General features: G+C 53.8%; 19 protein-coding genes. 13 read left to right on the top strand and 6 right to left on the bottom strand.

The genetic code is table 11. From position 1 onward, the window contains the following. Positions 1-34 precede the first annotated feature (34 nt). The 9 genes from IMQ33_RS15110 to IMQ33_RS26405 all read left to right on the top strand — a co-directional run bounded on the left by IMQ33_RS15110 (position 35) and on the right by IMQ33_RS26405 (position 8,930). Complete coding sequence (locus tag IMQ33_RS15110) at positions 35-583, top strand: tyrosine-type DNA invertase (RefSeq protein ID WP_065687068.1); 549 nt, start codon at positions 35-37, stop codon at positions 581-583. Between the two features lie 499 nt (positions 584-1,082). Further along, positions 1,083-1,616 carry a fimbrial protein gene (locus tag IMQ33_RS15105; RefSeq protein ID WP_065687067.1) on the top strand — a complete coding sequence of 178 codons (534 nt, stop codon included), beginning with the start codon at positions 1,083-1,085 and terminating at the stop codon, positions 1,614-1,616. Positions 1,617-1,709: 93 nt separating this feature from the next. Further along, positions 1,710-2,387, top strand: coding sequence for a molecular chaperone (locus IMQ33_RS15100; protein WP_065687066.1), 678 nt, complete (start codon positions 1,710-1,712; stop codon positions 2,385-2,387). Positions 2,388-2,470: 83 nt separating this feature from the next. After that, on the top strand, positions 2,471-5,038 hold the full coding sequence (locus IMQ33_RS15095; RefSeq protein ID WP_196062227.1) for a fimbria/pilus outer membrane usher protein: 2,568 nt from the start codon (positions 2,471-2,473) through the stop codon (positions 5,036-5,038). Positions 5,039-5,044: 6 nt separating this feature from the next. Next, positions 5,045-6,073, top strand: coding sequence for a fimbrial protein (locus IMQ33_RS15090; protein WP_230326741.1), 1,029 nt, complete (start codon positions 5,045-5,047; stop codon positions 6,071-6,073). Positions 6,074-6,144: 71 nt separating this feature from the next. Next, positions 6,145-6,672 (top strand): fimbrial protein, encoded by a 528-nt coding sequence (locus tag IMQ33_RS15085; RefSeq protein ID WP_161739166.1) that lies wholly within the window; start codon positions 6,145-6,147, stop codon positions 6,670-6,672. 174 nt (positions 6,673-6,846) lie between these two features. Beyond that, complete coding sequence (locus IMQ33_RS15080; protein ID WP_080660661.1) at positions 6,847-7,539, top strand: response regulator transcription factor; 693 nt, start codon at positions 6,847-6,849, stop codon at positions 7,537-7,539. Positions 7,540-7,548: 9 nt separating this feature from the next. Then, positions 7,549-8,250: a response regulator transcription factor gene (locus IMQ33_RS15075; protein WP_024529781.1), complete on the top strand. Its 702-nt coding sequence runs from the start codon at positions 7,549-7,551 to the stop codon at positions 8,248-8,250. Positions 8,251-8,270: 20 nt separating this feature from the next. Next, the gene (locus IMQ33_RS26405; protein WP_196062228.1) at positions 8,271-8,930 is read left to right on the top strand and encodes a LuxR C-terminal-related transcriptional regulator; all 660 of its coding nucleotides are present in this window, start codon (positions 8,271-8,273) and stop codon (positions 8,928-8,930) included. A gap of 109 nt (positions 8,931-9,039) precedes the next feature. On the opposite strand, the gene nadC is transcribed toward IMQ33_RS26405, so the two are convergent. Further along, positions 9,040-9,930 (bottom strand): carboxylating nicotinate-nucleotide diphosphorylase, encoded by an 891-nt coding sequence (gene nadC, locus IMQ33_RS15065; protein ID WP_121608724.1) that lies wholly within the window; start codon positions 9,928-9,930, stop codon positions 9,040-9,042. Between the two features lie 379 nt (positions 9,931-10,309). On the opposite strand from nadC, the gene IMQ33_RS15060 reads away from it, so the two are divergent. Next, the gene (locus IMQ33_RS15060; protein WP_196062229.1) at positions 10,310-10,678 is read left to right on the top strand and encodes a hypothetical protein; all 369 of its coding nucleotides are present in this window, start codon (positions 10,310-10,312) and stop codon (positions 10,676-10,678) included. Positions 10,679-11,033: 355 nt separating this feature from the next. After that, positions 11,034-11,888 carry a beta-lactamase regulator AmpE gene (gene ampE, locus IMQ33_RS15055; RefSeq protein WP_196062230.1) on the top strand — a complete coding sequence of 285 codons (855 nt, stop codon included), beginning with the start codon at positions 11,034-11,036 and terminating at the stop codon, positions 11,886-11,888. 37 nt (positions 11,889-11,925) lie between these two features. Here the strand turns inward: ampE and hemL are convergent, their stop codons facing one another. Next, positions 11,926-13,215 carry a glutamate-1-semialdehyde 2,1-aminomutase gene (hemL, locus tag IMQ33_RS15050; protein WP_024483481.1) on the bottom strand — a complete coding sequence of 430 codons (1,290 nt, stop codon included), beginning with the start codon at positions 13,213-13,215 and terminating at the stop codon, positions 11,926-11,928. A gap of 177 nt (positions 13,216-13,392) precedes the next feature. On the opposite strand from hemL, the gene clcA reads away from it, so the two are divergent. Continuing rightward, on the top strand, positions 13,393-14,820 hold the full coding sequence (gene clcA / locus IMQ33_RS15045) for a H(+)/Cl(-) exchange transporter ClcA (RefSeq protein WP_196062231.1): 1,428 nt from the start codon (positions 13,393-13,395) through the stop codon (positions 14,818-14,820). A gap of 89 nt (positions 14,821-14,909) precedes the next feature. Then, positions 14,910-15,254 (top strand): iron-sulfur cluster insertion protein ErpA, encoded by a 345-nt coding sequence (erpA, locus tag IMQ33_RS15040; RefSeq protein WP_021179368.1) that lies wholly within the window; start codon positions 14,910-14,912, stop codon positions 15,252-15,254. Between the two features lie 54 nt (positions 15,255-15,308). On the opposite strand, the gene IMQ33_RS15035 is transcribed toward erpA, so the two are convergent. The 4 genes from IMQ33_RS15035 to mtnN form a co-directional block, all read right to left on the bottom strand. After that, positions 15,309-15,545 carry a hypothetical protein gene (locus tag IMQ33_RS15035; protein ID WP_059199768.1) on the bottom strand — a complete coding sequence of 79 codons (237 nt, stop codon included), beginning with the start codon at positions 15,543-15,545 and terminating at the stop codon, positions 15,309-15,311. Positions 15,546-15,769: 224 nt separating this feature from the next. After that, entirely contained in the window at positions 15,770-16,384 is a 615-nt protein-coding gene (locus tag IMQ33_RS15030; protein WP_024483478.1) for a TRIC cation channel family protein, read from the bottom strand. After that, a complete protein-coding gene (gene btuF / locus IMQ33_RS15025) occupies positions 16,381-17,187 on the bottom strand; it encodes a vitamin B12 ABC transporter substrate-binding protein BtuF (protein WP_021179371.1) in 807 nt (268 codons plus the stop codon). Before btuF ends, IMQ33_RS15030 begins: the two co-directional genes overlap by 4 nt. Position 17,188: 1 nt before the next feature. After that, complete coding sequence (gene mtnN, locus IMQ33_RS15020; RefSeq protein ID WP_065687057.1) at positions 17,189-17,890, bottom strand: 5'-methylthioadenosine/S-adenosylhomocysteine nucleosidase; 702 nt, start codon at positions 17,888-17,890, stop codon at positions 17,189-17,191. Positions 17,891-17,977 lie beyond the last annotated feature (87 nt).

Genomic DNA, 17,977 nt, shown 5'->3' with positions numbered 1-17,977 from the left:
TGCACATTTTTTAGTAAAGTCACAGTGAGGCACTATGAATAATCGCAAGCATCTGACTCCTTCTGAAGTTGCGCGTCTGCTAGGAGCTACTCAGCATGGTAAACACGCTGAACGCGATTACTGTTTGATTTGGATGTGTTTTATCCACGGATGTCGCGTCAGTGAGATAAACCGCTGGCGCCTTTCCGATATCGATTTGGAGGGCAAAAGCATTTATATCCACCGCCTGAAAAACGGCTTTTCCACCATTCATCCTTTATATGCCAAAGAACATAAAGCGTTACGCGCTTGGTTAAAGGTCAGACGCACTTATCGAGGTGCCGACAGCGACTGGTTATTTCTTTCTGAGAAGGGAAACCATCTATCCCGCCAGCGTATCTACTGGTTAATGCGTAATTATAGCGAGTTGGCTGGTCTGGAGGTTAACGCTCATCCTCACATGCTGCGACATGGTTGTGGATTCGCGCTGGCAGACCGCGGGATAGATACTCGGTTGATTCAGGATTTTCTTGGGCATAAGAATATTCAGCACACCGTACTTTATACGGCCAGCAATGCGCGGAGATTTAAAGAAGTCTGGTAAACAAAATGTAATAATTTAATTCACCCGGTACACTTTGAACTAAACTGTCACGCACTCTAAGGATTATCTTTTTGCGAGTCAACAAATTTGTTATGGCAACATTCCTAATTTTTAAATAATGTTTAATATCAATGTGTTAAATTGATTTCTGGACAACTATTCATCATTGCGCTCTCCCCCATTAGTGGCTGTTCAAGCCCACTACTGATAGGTCTAAAAATCCCCCTCGGCACTGTAGATAGTCTTAACGTTTCATGTTTGGTCGTTAATTGTTCACCGGTTGAAGTTTAATGCTGGTGGCTAGGAAATTTCAGCATAAATAATTGGACGGTACACTTTAGTTCAAAATGACTCGTCGGTTAGATAAGGCTTAACGGCTTGATGGGTTATTTAACGGGAGAGGTTCTCGCTTGGAGCTAAATAAACAGGGAACGACATAAGGCTATGTCAAATAATTTTGCTATGCACATGGGTGCATTACATTAAAGGAAAGTGTTGTATGAAAAAGAATCTGATTGCTGTTGCCGTATTGGCCTCCTCTGTGTTTGCCGTTACCGCTGCTGCCGCTGCTGATGGTCAAGTGGATTTCGTAGGTAAAATCACCGATGACGCTTGTGTTGTGACTAACAACCCAGGCAGCCCACTGCAAGTGAATCTGGGTGAAGTCGCTACCACTTCTTTCAACGTGGGTGGCGTTCCGACTGCGGGTGTTAAATCTTCCGCAACCAATTTCACCATCAAATTGACAGGTTGCCCGGCTGCGGCAACTCAAGCTTCAGTCAAATTTGACGGTATCGCTGTGTCTGGTGACAACACCGTTCTGGCACTGACTGCTGGTGGCGCAACAGGTGTTGGTATTCAGCTGAGCGATGACGCTAACGCTGTAGTTCCATTGTTTACCGCATCTAAATCATATCCACTGGTTGTGGGTAATAACGATCTGAACTTCGTTGCACGTTATATCTCTACCTCCTCCACCATCACTTCTGGTGTTGCGAACTCCACCGCTAGCTTCACCCTTAACTACAACTAAGACTTTACCAATTCGACGTAGAGATTAGTTGTTCTGATTTCAGGCCAGCGGCAGTTGAGCTGGCCTTTATGTCTCATTTCACGGGGTGTTTGTATGAAATTTATTCCTGCCACAGTGCTGACGAGCTTGCTGATGATGAGCTGTGTTGCTCAGGCCGGTGTGATTGTGGGCGGTACGCGTCTGATTTATGAAGGCGGTAAAAAGGAGTCTTCACTGAGCGTCAGTAACCCGGACAAGGGGCCGTACCTCATCCAGACCTGGGTAGAGACCACCGCAGGTGGCGCTGAGAAAGCCCCCTTTGTGGTGACCCCGCCGCTGTTCCGCCTGGATGGCGACCAGAAAAACGTCCTGCGCGTGGTGCGTGCAGGGGGCAATCTGTCCTCCGATAAAGAATCGTTGTATTGGATGAACATCAAGTCCATCCCCGCAGCCAGCAAAGCTGAAGTCCGCAATACGCTGCAAATTGCAGTGAAAACGCGCATCAAGCTGATTTACCGCCCGCAGGGCATCAAAGGCACGCCGGAGCAAGTCACAGAGAAACTAACCTGGCAACGCAGTGGTAATAACCTGCAGGTGACCAACCCGACGCCGTTTTATATGAATTTCTATGAAGTGAAGGTTGCAGGCAAGAAATTGAGCGATGTGACCTATGTGGCTCCGATGAGTACGGCAAGCTTTGCACTGCCAACCGGAGTGAGCGGCGGCCCGCTCAGTTGGAAAATTATCAATGATTACGGGGCGGTAAGCAAAGAGCAACTCGCGTCGTTATAGCGTTCAGAGAGCAGGGATCCCCACAGGCTGTGGGGCACAGGACACAGGGGTAGTTTCACCCTGTAGGCAATGGAGTCAAACGGATGAATAATTATAAAAGCCAGGCCGGGCACTCGCCGCGCGTCAGCAGGCTGGCGTATTTGATCGCTGCCCAGCTGGCATTGATGGGAACCCTATCCTTTAGCGTACAGGCGCGTGACTATTTTAACCCTGCACTGCTGCAAATGGATAACCCAAACCAGGGGGCGACAGATTTAACGGTTTTTGAGGAAGGCATAGGTCAGGCACCAGGCACCTATCGGGTCGATATCTATCTCAATAACGAACAGCAGGACACACGGGATGTGACGTTCAGTATGCAAAAAGGGGCTGATGGCAAAGAGCATCTGCAACCTTGTCTGAGCGTAGAGCAACTTAATGCCTTGGGGGTGAAAACCGATTTATTCCCAGGGCTCGGTGATGCCAAGTCACAATGCGCCAACATCAGTGCCATTCCCCAAGCCAGCGCCAAGTTCCGTTTCAGCGAACAGCAATTGCTGATCAGTATTCCTCAGGCAGCCCTCTCACAGAAAGCACGTGGTTACGTTCCTGAAAGCCAGTGGGATCAAGGTATCCCGGCATTGCTGCTCAACTACAGCATGAGCGGTGCCAACACTTATGCACGTAATGGTAATAGCCAAGACAGCAACAGCCAGTACGTCAACCTGCGGCCAGGTGTCAACCTCGGGGCGTGGCGGTTGCGTAATTACACGACCTGGAGCCGAAGCAGTGACGGCCAGGATAAATGGGACACCATCTATACCTATGCCCAGCGTGACATTATCGCGCTGAAAAGTCAGATGACGCTGGGGGATAGCAGTTCGCCTTCGGACGTGTTCGACAGCGTACCGTTCCGTGGTGGGCAGTTGGCCTCGGACGACGAAATGATACCGGACAGCCTGAAGGGCTATGCGCCAATGGTACGGGGTATTGCACGAACCAATGCGCAGGTGATTATCCGCCAGAACGGCTACGTGATTTACCAGACCTACGTGGCGCCAGGTGCCTTTGAAATCAACGATATGTTCCCTACCGGGGGCAGCGGTGACCTGCTGGTGACCATTAAGGAAGCCGACGGTAGCCAACAGCAGATAGTGGTGCCGTTTGCCTCGCTGCCCGTGCTGCAGCGTCAAGGTCGTTTGAAGTACTCGGTCACCAGCGGGCAGTACCGTTCTTATGACAACAGCATAGACAAGACCCTGTTTAGCCAGGGTACAGCGATTTATGGTCTGTCTAATGGCTTTACCGCCTACGGCGGTGGCCAGTTTGCCAGTAAGTACCAGTCTGTGGCCTTGGGGCTGGGCAAGAACATGGGTGACATCGGTGCCATATCGGCAGACGTGACCCAGGCATGGTCTACGATGCAAGACCAACCTAAAACCGATGGCCAATCATGGCGAGTTCGTTACAGCAAGAACCTCGTACAGACGGGTACCAACTTCTCGATTGCCGGATACCGTTACTCAACCGCGGGCTACTACAGTTTGCAGGAAGTATTGGACACCTACCGTGACGGTAGTAGTTACCGGCTCACCGACCGCAAGCGCAACCGCAGCGAGTTGACCATCAGCCAGAACCTGGGAGATGCGGCGGGAACCCTGTCATTAAACTGGGTCAGCGAAGATTACTGGAACAGCGATCGTACCTTACGCTCGATTGGTGCCGGCTATAACAACAGCTGGAACGGTATCAGCTACGGGTTGAGCTACAGCTATAACGAAAACTCGACGGCCAGTGGCAACAGCAGTGGCGCCGTTTATGACCGCGATCAGATCTTTGCGCTTAACGTCAGCATACCGCTGGATCGTTGGTTGAGCAGGACTTATGCCAGCTACAACCTGAACACCAGCCAGAAGGGGTCCACCAACAACTCCGTCGGCCTGAACGGCACGGCGTTAGCGGACAACAACCTGAGTTGGGGCGTACAGCAAAGCTATGGCAACAAGGGCATCGGCAACGGCGGCAACCTGAATGCCGACTATCGCGGTACCTATGGGGAAGTGTTGGCGGGCTATGCCTACGATCGCAACAGTCAACGACTCAACTACGGCCTGCAGGGCGGCATTATAGCGCATCAGGACGGGGTGACCTTCGGCCAGCCGTTGGGGGAAACCATTGCGCTGGTGAAAGCACCAGGAGCCGGTGGCACGGGGGTTAACAACCAGACCGGGGTTAAAACCGACTGGCGTGGTTATGCCATCGTGCCGTACGTCAGCCCTTATCGCAAGAATCAGGTGCAGCTGAATACCGAAACTATGGCGGATAACGTTGAGGTGGAGTTGACCTCTCAGAACGTGGTGCCAACCCGTGGTGCTGTAGTTCGAGCCAACTTCCAGGCCAACGTGGGCCAGCGAATACTGATGACGCTGTTACGCCAGGGCGGCGCACCGGTACCGTTCGGTGCCACGGTGAGCGATCCGGCACAGCAAACAGCACAGGGCTTTATCGTCGGGGACGGTGGCCAGGTTTATCTGACCGGGATGGCAGACAGCGGCAGCCTGAATGTGAAGTGGGGCAGCGGTTCAGACCAACAGTGTCAGGTGAGTTACTCACTGACAAAACAGACAACGGAAAGTGCTGGCATTCAGATGCTGAATGCGCAGTGCCGGTAAGGAACGATGATGAAGTTAATCAGGTTAGTTAAATTAACATTGGGCGGCCTGCTGTGCCTGTTTTCCGTATCAAGCTTTGCTGCAACCGGGTGGTGTACCACGGTAACCGGCACGAAGATATATAACTTCCCCTTTGTCAAACAGTACGACAATCCAGCGGACAACAAGGCTGGCATGTATTTTAATCGAACCTACGAGTGGAATTTAGCGGCGAATTACGCTGCCAACTGTGATTGTACCGCCTCGGCCAACACCTTCTATAAGGCAGAGGTCCCGGGCAATCTGACAGCTACGCGGGACTTTGATGGATTACATTTTTATTCAATAAATAAATATCTGGAAGTGGCAACTGAATTATATGTTGGAGGGAACCTGAGGAAATGGATTGCCACCCCATTCCCTGACGTGGACAATCTATTTCCCAGTGCCTGTTCGGGTGTGACGAACTGGATATCCGGCGCTAATGGCTATGTGTCTTTATACTTTACCCGGCCATTTGTGGGGCAGGTCGTCATCCCAAGCACTAAGATCCTGGACCTTTATGGCACAAAAGTCAGTGGATCCTATGGCGGGATGCCGATGTCGTCTGTCTATATGAGCGGATCGGTAACGGTACCACAATCTTGTGAAATTAATGCCGGGCAGGTCATTAATGTCAAGTTTGGCAATATCATGTCAAATGACATCAAGAATCCCGGTGAAATTGCCAATGGGTTTACCCCCAAAGTCGTTGATATGACGCTGGCCTGTAACAATATTTCTAACGGTGTTGTCGTCAGCTTATCCTTTAGTGGTGAGCCATCGGGGGGGGACCCAACCGCATTGAAGACGGACAATAATGATATCGGGGTTCGGGTACGTGACGCGAACGGTAATATCGTGCCGCCGGTCAATGGAAATCTGCCTGTCACCTTCGACTATTCTTCACAAACTGGGACCAGCTCTATGAGTCTGGCACCGATGAACGTGACTGGCAATCCCCCGGCGATAGGGCAGTTTAATGCTGTGGCCACCATTAATGCAGAAATTAATTAAGTTTTTTTAACTCAAGGAAATCAGGCAGGAATTCCCTGCCTGAATACAGACGGGAACAGTAAGGAAACCTCATGAAAAAACAAACTCAACGTACGCTGCTGGCCTTATTGGTTTTGGGGGCCGGTGTTAATCAGGCAGTGGCAGCTCCAACTCAAGTTAATATTACCGGCGTTGTGGTCGCTTCGCCCTGCACGGTAGATACCACCAACTCAGATTTGAACGTCAATCTGGGGACCAACATTCAGGCGACCAGCCTGTCGACGGCGGGAAATACTTCTACACCGGTGCCCTTCAAGCTGGTAGTGAAGGACTGTCCGACGACAACCAGCAAAGTTACCGCATCATTTAGCGGCACGACGGACGCTGCGGCTGGCGGGCGCTACGCGACGACCAGCGGTACGGGTATGGCAGATAACGTGGCGGTAGAAGTTAAACAGGATGCGGCTCCGAATGCCCTGCAAAACCCAGGATCTACCATGGATATGACGGTGGTAGGAAACTCGGCAACATTTGCATTGAGAGCCAGTGCTTATGCCAAAGGGACGGTTACGCCGGGTAATATCGCTGCGGTAATGTCAGTCGATTTTACCTATAACTGATGAGCAAGGTCAGTTCGCGCGAGGGTAAAACACGGTCAAGTTTTGACGGCCGGCGTTGGTTTCCCTGGCCGCTGTGTGTATTGGCGTAGCAAGCTTTAACATCGGCACCCAAGTCTATTTTGGGTGCCAGCACCTATCAGGACAAGCTGAGTCATTAATAACGGAACTATTATCATGATGACATCAACCGTATGGAACAACACACCCCTACCGAAAATGCAGACGGCATGCCGCATCGACCGGGTATTGCTCATGGACGCTTGCCCGATAACGCGTGCCGGGATCTGCTCTGCATTCCAGCCACCACAGTTTCAGGTCATGGATTGTGTGCACGTAGAAAAGGTGTGCGATCTGCCAGTGGCGATGCAGCAAGGCAAGGTGGATGTGGTGATCACCGAGCTGTGTGGCGAAGGTGAATCGGTATTGGAGGGGTTGCGAATGATTAGCCATTTACGCCAGTACTGGGCACGGGTGCCGCTTATCGTTGCCACCTCTTTGCAGGAACCGCACCTGCTTGCACAGTTGAGAACGTTGAGGGTCAGCGGTATCTACCTTAAACAGGATCCCCTGTCATCACTGACACAAGGCGTTCTCTGCGCGATGGCGGGGTTGTCCAGTCTTAGCCCGTCAGCGGTGAACCTGATTGGCAATGGCGCGCCGTCATTATCGCTAACCGGACGTGAGATGGACGTACTGGAGTGCCTGTTTGCTGGCAGAACCGTGACCGACACGGCGCGGGTGCTAGCTCGGGATGTGCGCACCATCAGCACCCATAAACGCCGCGCCATGATTAAGCTCGGCTTCCATAGTGATAGCGATCTCTATACACGTGGAGATTATCTGGCGCGTAATGGATTACTGATCTAGGAGTCGCTCATGAATACGCCTTTATCGGTTGTCAAACTGGCCGTTGTTGCCCCTATCCCCTTGCTTCAGGCAGGGATGGCACATTTTATTCAGAACCTTGATCCCCCTATGCATCTGGTGGTGATGGTCTCTTCGCTTGAGCAATTGCTGGCGCAATGGGCGCCGCCACAAATTGACCTGTTGGCGGTGGTGCTCAGTGGCTCGCCGCAGGAGATTGCCCGCGACACGCAACAGTTGCTGATGCTCTCTGAACGTGCGCCCGCGCTGCGTATCGTGGTGTGCACCTATTGCCGGGACATTGCGTTGTTGACGCGTTTGAATCTCCGGCCGCACATCAGCCTGCTTGCCCGCCAGGAGTCGCAGGAGCAGACTCGCCGTGATATGGCACAGGCGTTGACCGGTGCCAAGGTTTGTAGCCCCAGTATGGCAATGTACCTGCTGCACAGTGCCACTCCTGCGCAAGTGCAGGACAGCTTGGTGGTGTTGACGCAGGCGGAACATAAGGTACTGGAGTACTTGCAGCAGGGAATGAGCGTTTCTGACGTGGCTGATTTACTGCATCGCAGTGTCAAAACCATCAGCGCACATAAGTGCAATAGCATGCGCAAGTTGGGGGTTCGCAATGATGCGGAACTGTTCCAACATTTACGCAGTCAGGTCACCGACACGCCCTACAACACGCCGAATTCCCCCTGGTATGTAACGACATGATTAACCAGAAGCGGTACCGGGTGGCAGTAGTTTCACCGTGCCGTTTCTTTCAGGCTGGGATCTGGGCGTTGATCAACACCCATTCGCTATTGCGGGTCTGGCACTGCCAGAAAGCCGCTGAAGCACAATGGTATCTGGATGCACAGCCGGCGGATGTGCTGGTTATGTCATTGCACGTTGGGCAACAGGCAGACTTATTGCTAGCCTTGCGCTTTATTCAGCAGGTGCGTATCTCTTTTCCCGGCGTCGCGCTGATGGTTATTCTGGATGACCCCATTCCTTATCTGGTGACTCGGTTGCGCCGTCTGGGGGTGAGACATATCGTGGATCTGGGGCAACCGTTAGTCATGTGGCATGCGCAATTGCGTCAGATTCTGTTGGGAGAGGATAGCCGGGCTGGCTGCACTTTACCGGGGTGTGATGAGGAAACGTTGTCTATGGGTGAGCGGCAGGTGGTCGAGTACCTGATACAGGGGATGACTCCCGCCGAAATTGCCGCGCTGACGAGGCGCAGTATCAAAACCATCTCCACACAGAAGGGCATAGCCATGCACAAGCTGGGGATCCGCCACTATGCCCAGCTTATCGCGGTACAAAGCGTCTTTACCGACAGTTGGCTGCCCCATGACGGAGTCCAGATGGTCGGGGAGCTGACCCCAAGCCTTTGGTATTATTGCTGAGTTTATCAACGTGTTCGCTTAAATCCGCATTGGTAGGTAGGGAGATGCTGTGTGAGTGGCTCTCACATAAGGAACAACGCCCCAGGAAGAGGCGTTGCCAATAACTGGCTCAGTTAAAACGCATTGATAGATCGAGCGCGGTAACGTGTTTGGTCAGCGCCCCGACAGAGATATAATCCACCCCGGTTTCGGCAAACTCGCGCAGGGTCTGATCGGTGACATTGCCGGAAACTTCCAACTGCGTGCGTCCCTGGGCCAGGGCAACGGCATCACGCATCATCTCGACGCTGAAATTATCCAGCATCACAATATCGGCACCGGCATCCAATGCCTGTTGCAACTCATCCAGCGATTCGACCTCCACCTCTACCGGCACGTCGGCGTGCAGCCAGAAGGCTTTCTCTACCGCGTTTTTGATCGAGCCAGAAGCAATGATGTGGTTTTCCTTGATCAGGAAAGCATCCGAGAGACCGAGACGGTGATTGCTGCCACCGCCGCACAGCACGGCATATTTCAGTGCGGTGCGCAAACCGGGCAGTGTCTTGCGGGTATCCAGCAGCCGGGTTTGCGTGCCTTGCAGCAATTCGACATAGCGGTTTACCGCCGAGGCCACGCCGGACAGCGTTTGCACAAAGTTCAGCGCGGTACGTTCGCCCGTCAGCAGGATACGCGCCGGGCCGCTCAGGCGGCATAGCGGCTGGTTGGGTACCAGCTTATCGCCATCTTCCACCAACCACTCGATCTTCACTTGCCCACCCAGTTGGATAAACACCTCTTCCAGCCAGCGGCGGCCACAGAAAACGCCGGGTTCACGGGTGATCACCGTGGCATTGGCCTGTTTATCGGCGGGTAGTAGTTGTGCGGTGATATCGCGCTCGGCATCTACGGTTCCCCCAAGATCTTCACTCAGCGCCTGGGCGACGGTGGCAGGGACATCATTGGCAATACGTTCGAGAAGCGCGGTACGGCGGCTGTCGGCACTGTAGCGACGGGTCGGCATGGCAAACTCCGGAAATGGACGATAGGTCGGTGGATCCACATGCTACTCTGTTTTATAGCCCCGTGCCAGCCGCTAGTTTTACATAATATCAATAGGTTAGTGATGCTGTAATCCCCCTATCCCACAGGGAGAGGGGACTGAATGTGCCACAATTTTACTCCTACATCTGACCTTAACACGGGCGCGGCATGCCGCGCCCCTACGGCGTACCACCTTAGCCATGCTGCAAGTTGTACTACCAACAGCACAACCGCATTGAATATCTCAACCTTCCCTTATTTGACATACTGTTTATCCAGACAGTGTTCTGCTGGGTTAATAAAATCATCAATAGAATTTTTTAATAACTTACACTGCAGGTCTATTACGAGGATTTACTATGAAAAAGCTACCGCTAAATGTTCTCTATCGACTGTATAAATCAGAAGTTGGCGATACCATTGATAATACTTATGTTCGTCTAACAGGCGGTTGGATGACAAACGATCGGCGTGATGTCGATGATAATGGGTTGCTCCAGATAGGTCCTATCTACCAGTTCGCATTTAAGGATTTATCCGATGGGCAATACTATCAGGCAAGTCAAGGTATCAGCGAAATGATCGTTCCCGATTCCAACGGTTTCTCTGTGGTAAGGTATAAAGAGCCATTCAGTGATCGCTCGAATTACCCTCATCCCGTGTATACTTGCCAATACTCAGCAATTAGAGTGAGCGTGGCTGAATATACGGAAGCGTTGCAGCCTTAATATTATTGAAGGCCAATGGTGACGAACGTGTTTTTTAACCTATAACGTTTTCATCATAGGGTAATCAGGCCTATATTCAGTATTAATAAGATGCTGGATATAGGCCATTCACCGCGTTATTTTAGGGCTACCTTTAAGAAACGAAAAAGAGTGTACGTTAAGATAATTTTTTGTACTGACTGACATCAACAGGCCGCGACTGCCGGGGACAGTGCTTGATGTGGCGGCGCAGGTAACAAATCCATTTATTATCAATGCATTAAATTCACTTCTCGGAAACATGCTACTCTGCTGCTGGCACTCGTACCACCGCAAGCATTATGCTGGGGAACAGACAGAAGGAGAGGATTAGCTAATGACGCTGTTTACGCTGTTACTGGTTTTGGCGTGGGAACGCCTGTTTAAACTGGGTGAGCATTGGCAGTTGGATCATCGTTTAGAAGTGGTGTTTCAGCGGCTGCATCGGTTTTCTTTGGCACAAACGTTGGCAATGACCCTGGTCTGGATGTTTATCGTCTGGGGCATCCTGTGGTTGGCCCAGGGCCTGTTCTTCGGCGTTGTGGCGCTACTGTTGTGGATTGTGATTGGTCTGCTGTGCGTTGGGGCCGGGATCACACGCAAACATTATCGGGCCTATTTGCAGGCCGCGCGGCAGGGCGATACCCACGCCAGCGATCAGATGGCGGAAGAGCTGGCGCTGATCCACGGTTTACCGGTGGATTGCAGCGAGGCAGAGCGCTTGCGTGAACTGCAAAACGCTTTGGTGTGGATTAACTATCGTTACTATCTGGCACCGCTGTTCTGGTTTGCGGTGTGCGGGCCATACGGGCCGCTCGCTCTGGCAGGCTATGCTTTTCTGCGGGCCTACCAAACCTGGCTGGCACGGCATCATTCACCGCTGCAACGCTCACAAACGGGGATCGACTTCCTGCTGCATGTGTTGGACTGGATCCCGGTTCGTCTGGCTGGGGTGGCGTATGCGCTGATTGGGCATGGTGAAAGGGCACTGCCCGCGTGGTTTGCTTCGCTGGGGGATCGTCATACTCCGCAGTATCAGGTGTTGACGCGTTTGGCGCAGTTCTCTTTGGCCCGTGAACCGCATATGGACCCGGTTCAGACGCCGCGCGCCGCGGTAACGTTAGCGCGTAAAGTGACCCTGATTGTGCTGGTGGTCGTGGCGATATTGACGATTTACGGTACCTTGCTCTGAAGGTAACGGCGGGCGCCGAGTGGCGCCCGCCAGAAGATTACAGCTTGGCGAAGCAGCGGCGCGCGGCATCGACGGTGCGCTGAATATCTTCGTCGCTGTGTGCGACAGACATAAAGCCAGCCTCGAACGCCGACGGGGCCAGATAAACCCCCTCATCCAACATCAGATGGAAGAAGCGCTTGAAGCGCTCGACATCGCAACCCATCACGTCCTGATAGCAGGTGACCGTTGGCGCATCGGTAAAGAACAACCCGAACATGCCGCCTACATGGTTGACGACAAAAGGAATATTCTCTGCCTTGGCCGCCGCTAATAGGCCTTCTGCCAGCTTGTTGGTCAGTTCGGTCAAGGTCTGGTGAATGCCAACCTGGGAAACCTCGGTCAGGCAGGCGAAACCGGCGGCCATGGCAATCGGGTTGCCAGACAGCGTACCAGCCTGATACACCGGCCCGGTAGGCGCCAGAGCGGCCATCACTTCACGGCGGCCACCGAAGGCTCCCACCGGCATACCGCCACCGATAATTTTGCCCAGGCAGGTCAGGTCTGGCACCACATCGTAATAAGACTGAGCACCGGCCAGCGCGACGCGGAAACCGGTCATCACTTCATCAATGATCAACAGTGCGCCATACTTGTCACACAGGGCGCGAAGCCCCGGCAGGAAGTCTGGCAGCGGTGGAATGCAGTTCATGTTGCCTGCCACCGGCTCAACGATGATACAGGCGATCTCTGAAGGGTACTGCTCGAATGCGGTACGCACGGAGTCGAGATCGTTATAGGTACAGGTTAGCGTGTGCTTGGCGAAGTCTGCCGGCACGCCCGGTGAGTTCGGCTGCCCCAGCGTCAGTGCGCCGGAACCGGCTTTCACCAGCAGGCAGTCGGCGTGGCCGTGGTAGCAGCCTTCAAACTTGATGATCTTGTCGCGGTTGGTATAGCCACGCGCCAGACGAATGGCGCTCATGGTGGCTTCGGTACCGGAGTTCACCATACGTACCATATCCATAGTTGGCACCAGATTGGTCACCAACTCGGCCATTTTCACTTCCATCTCGGTAGGCGCGCCGAAGCTCAGGCCGCGCTGTGCCGCCTCGATCACCGCATTGCGGATCGCCGGATGGTTATGGCCCAGTACCATCGGGCCCCAGGAACCGACATAATCGATATAGGCTTTACCATCGGCATCAAACAGATAGGCACCGTCGGCACGTTCGATAAACAGCGGGGTACCGCCTACACCGGTGAATGCACGCACTGGGGAGTTGACTCCGCCTGGGATCAGCTGTTGCGCCTGGGCGTACAGACTTTCGGACTTACTGTGTAAGCTCATAAACCGGCTCCTGGGTTTGCTTTTGAATGATTTGACCGCGCTATTCTAGTGGAGAGTACGGAGTTATGAAACGATCATAGACCGATACCTATTTTGAGGGGGCGGTAAGGCAACGACTGAGCTAGAATAGCTTACATCGCTATTAGTCTGATTTTTCAATTCAATAATGAACTCACTATGACTGAATTACAGCAACAGCCTCCTGTGGCTTCAGGCGTACGCCTGACTCGCAACCATAGAGTCCGTCAGTTTCTTCGCCAGGATAAAACGCCGGTTGCCATCCTGATCATGGCGGCGGTGGTAGGGACGTTGGCGGGATTGTTGGGCGTCGCCTTTGATAAAGCGGTGGAGTGGGTGCAACAGCAACGGCTGTCGGGCCTGGCCTCTGTCGCCAACTCCTGGTTCCTGGTGTGGCCGCTGGCGTTTATTTTGTCTGCCGTGCTGGCCGCTTTTGGCTTTTATCTGGTCAAACGTTTTGCGCCAGAGGCGGGGGGGTCAGGGATCCCAGAGATTGAAGGGGCGCTGGAAGAGTTACGCCCGGTGCGCTGGTGGCGGGTGATCCCGGTGAAATTTATCGGCGGTATGGGGACGCTCGGCGCTGGCATGGTGCTAGGGCGTGAAGGGCCGACGGTACAGATGGGGGCTAATGCTGGGCGAATGGTGCTGGATATTTTCCGTATGCGCAGTGCGGAAGCGCGCCACTCCATGCTGGCTACCGGTGCCGCAGCCGGTCTCTCCGCCGCGTTTAACGCCCCTTTGGCAGGGATCTTGTTCGTTATTGAAGAGATGCGGCCGCAGTTTCGTTACAACCTGATTTCCATCAAGGCGGTGTTTATCGGCGTGATTATGTCGAGCATTGTCTTTCGCATTTTTAATGGTGAGAGTCCGCTGATCGAAGTGGGTAAACTCGCTTCGGCACCGCTCAATACGCTGTGGTTGTACCTGGTGTTGGGGACGGTGTTTGGCGCGGTAGGGGTGATGTTTAACGCACTGGTGTTTCGTACGCAGGATATGTTTGCCCGTTTCCATGGTGGCAAGATGAGCAAATTCCTGCTGATTGGTGCCCTGCTAGGGGGCGTTTGTGGCGTGCTTGGGCTGATCGAGCCAGCTGCCGCGGGCGGCGGTTCGGCCTTGATCCCGATCGCGGCGGCGGGTAACTACAGCGTTGGCATGCTGTTGTTTATCTTTATCGCACGGGTGATCACCACGGTGCTCTGCTTCGGTTCAGGCGCACCGGGCGGTATTTTTGCACCGATGCTCGCTCTGGGGACGCTGCTAGGCACCGCTTTTGGCCTTTTTGGCGCTCACCTGTTCCCAGAGTATGGGCTTGAGGCTGGCACCTTTGCTATTGCGGGCATGGGTGCGTTGTTTGCCGCGACCGTGCGTGCCCCGTTAACCGGTATTGTGCTGGTATTGGAAATGACCGATAACTATCAGCTGATTTTACCGATGATTATCACCTGCCTCGGCGCGACCCTGGTGGCGCAGTTTCTGGGCGGTAAGCCATTGTATTCCGCCATTTTAGCCCGCACCTTACAAAGGCAGCAGCAGGAATTGGCCGAGAAAACAGGTAAAGAAAATACAACAAATGCGGTGAATACTTGAACGCAACACTCAGGTATTAGATAATCAGCACCATTAATCAGGTTACCGTCGTCGTCGCCTGATGTGAAACACTGTTGGGAGTAACGAGTATGAGTGATGAAACAGCACTGCCCCTGCAATTTACCGAGGCAGCAGCAAGCAAGGTGAAATTCCTGATTGCTGATGAAGAGAATCCAAACCTGAAGTTGCGGGTTTACATTACCGGTGGCGGCTGCAGTGGATTCCAGTACGGCTTCACGTTTGATGACAAGATCAACGACGGCGATATGACCATCGAGAAACAGGGCGTTGCGCTGGTGGTTGATCCGATGAGCCTGCAATATCTGGTTGGCGGCGCGGTGGATTACACCGAAGGGTTGGAAGGTTCACGCTTTATCGTGACTAACCCGAATGCCAAAACCACCTGTGGCTGCGGTTCTTCATTCAGTATCTGATCCGCCGCCGTTAAAAAACCCGCCTGCCTGTACGGTGCGCGGGTTTTTTTGTGCCTACCATTCCACGGTGATCAGTTCGCTTTCCCGATCGTCTACTATCCGTTTGCTATGGCTCATCTTCGGCTGCAAGACTGTGCCATTGCCGCATTCCACCTGTGGCGTGTTGCCGGTCGTGGTTACGCTGCAGGTGGGCACAATCGTCAGGCTGATACCCATCTTGCCGCTGGTGTTTTCGGCCAGCACACTGCTGCTCAACAACAGTGTGCTGGCGATCAAAAGATTTTTCTTCATGCGTAAACTCAAAACAATACCTATCCGCAGGCCACAGCAATAGGACCTATCGGCAAAAGTGAACGGAACTTAACGGCGCGGGATAATTTTTAACGAAGAGTTAACCAGATGATTACATTATTCAAGCGCATTTTAATAGCGCAAAATAATAGCACATTGCTTATATAGTAGTCGAATATACTACTTGGCAGGAAAGCCTCCGCCGAAGCTGGCGGAGGCAAGAATTACTGTTCGAGGATAAAGGCCGGTAGTTTCAGATGCCAACGAATGGCGGCCAGGCGGATCCCCAGCGTGATGATCATTCCCAGCATCATGGCATGCTGTAGCGGCATGCCAAAGGTGTAGAACGCCGTGACGTGCACCGTGCCACCAACGATGCAGGCTGTGGCGTAGACTTCGGTTCGCAGGATCATCGGGATCTCGCGGGCCAGCACGTCGCGGATAATCCCGCCGCCGACGCCGGTGATCACTCCCATGCAGACGGCCACCAGCGGCCCACTGCCAGCGGCGAACGCCTTATTGACGCCGATCCCCACGAACACCGCCAGCCCGATGGCATCCAGCACCGGCAGGATCCATTTCGGTAAGCGACGTGGCTGGCGCACCAGCAGCAGCGTCAGCACACAGGTGATCATCGCCACCACCAGATCGGTGGGATCCTTTACCCAGAATACCGGGCCGTTGGCGAGCGCCATATCACGGATCGTCCCGCCACCGACGGCGGTCACTACCCCCAGTACCAATACGCCAAAGGGATCCATCCGTAATTTGCCCGCCAGCAACACGCCGGAAATGGCAAACACCGCCGTACCAAGAATATCCAGCCAAAATACCATCAATGGATCTCCGCCAATTGACCGCATAGTGATTGTGCCGCCAGCATGATGCGTGGCCCGGCACGGTTAAACCAATCTTCCTCAAGGGCAATCACCGGCACGTCCAGCTGTGGGCCCCAGAAGGCTTTCACATTGGCTATCTGCTGGGCATTCCCGCTGATCACGATGGCCTGCGGTTTACGCACCAGCACCTGCTCACGGCTTACCTGTGGCCAAGGCACGGGGCTATCGGCAAAGATATTCTCTGCGCCGCACAAGGACAGCACCTGGCTTTGCAACGTGGCCGCCGAACTGGTGAACAGCGGTTGGGTGCCAAACTGTAACAGCACCGGTCTTGGCGAATTGCTGGCATAGCGCGTTTTCAGCTCCTCTACCTGTTGGCGGAGGCTGGCTGCGGCCTGATGTGCCTGTTCCGGATGAGGGCTGTATTGCGCCAACGCATCCAGAGATTGGGCGATCTCGTCAATATTTTTGGCATCTGCATAAAAAATCGGGATGCCGAAGGAGGCGAGCTGATCCAATACCCGCTGGGGGTTACCGCCACGCCAGGCGAGAACCAGATCGGGTTTCAACGCCAGGATCCGCTCCAGGTTGATCCCTTGCCAGGAGGCGACCTGTTCCAGCTGCTTGGCGGCAGGGGGATAATCGGAGTAAGCGCTGACGGCCAGCAGGGTATCCCCCATACCGGCCGCGTAGGCAAGCTCCGTGGTGCTCGGTGCCAGGCTGATCACCCGTTGGGCGGCGCTGGCAGGCAGCAGCATCCCCAGGATCAGCCAGCTCAGCAGGGCGCACAGACGCAGCTTCACATTAACCGCGCTTGGCCAGGGCTTGCAGCATGGCATTGACCATCAGCGAGGACTGCTTGGCGGCCACTGCCAGGAATTCGTCGAAGCTCATGTGGGATTCACTATCGGCGACGTCGGAAATCGCGCGTACCACCACGAATGGCGTGCCGAACTGATGGCAAACGTGGCCAACGGCGGCGGCTTCCATCTCAACGGCGGCAACGGTTGGGAAGGTGCTGCGGATGCGGGCCAGAGGCTCGGCACCGTTAATGAAGGCGTCACCGCTGCAAATCAGGCCGCGTACCGCGTTCAGGTTAAGCTGTTTGATGCAGTTTTCCGCTAGCTCGATCAACGCGGGATCGGCAACGAACGCTGGTGGGCAACCGGCCATCTGGCCCGGTTCATAGCCAAAGGCGGTCACGTCGGCGTCGTGGTAGCGCACTTCTTCAGATACCACGATATCGCCCACGTTCAGCGTAGCGGCCAGGCCACCGGCGGAACCCGTATTGATCACCACATCGGGTTGGCACTGTTCCAGCAGCAGGGTGGTACCCAGAGCCGCTGCCACTTTGCCGATGCCCGACTTGAGCAGGGCGACTTCCACGCCGTTGATTTGGCCGGTATAGATCTCACAGCCCGCACGTTGCAGGGTCTGGCGGTTCGCAATTTGCTCGCGCAGCAGGGTAACTTCTTCTTCCATTGCGCCGATGATGCCTACTTTCATAAATAATACTCGCTGATAGGGTATGGAAATTGCGCCATAGTCTATCATGGCTCTGTGAGAGAGATAATCCGCAATACCGTTGCATCC

Origin of the sequence: Serratia sp. Res13-Sevr-LER1-36-b, assembly GCF_015673035.1 — a bacterium.
Classification (GTDB): Bacteria; Pseudomonadota; Gammaproteobacteria; order Enterobacterales; family Enterobacteriaceae; genus Chania; species Chania fonticola_C.
This window is presented reverse-complemented; position numbering and strand designations above follow the sequence as displayed.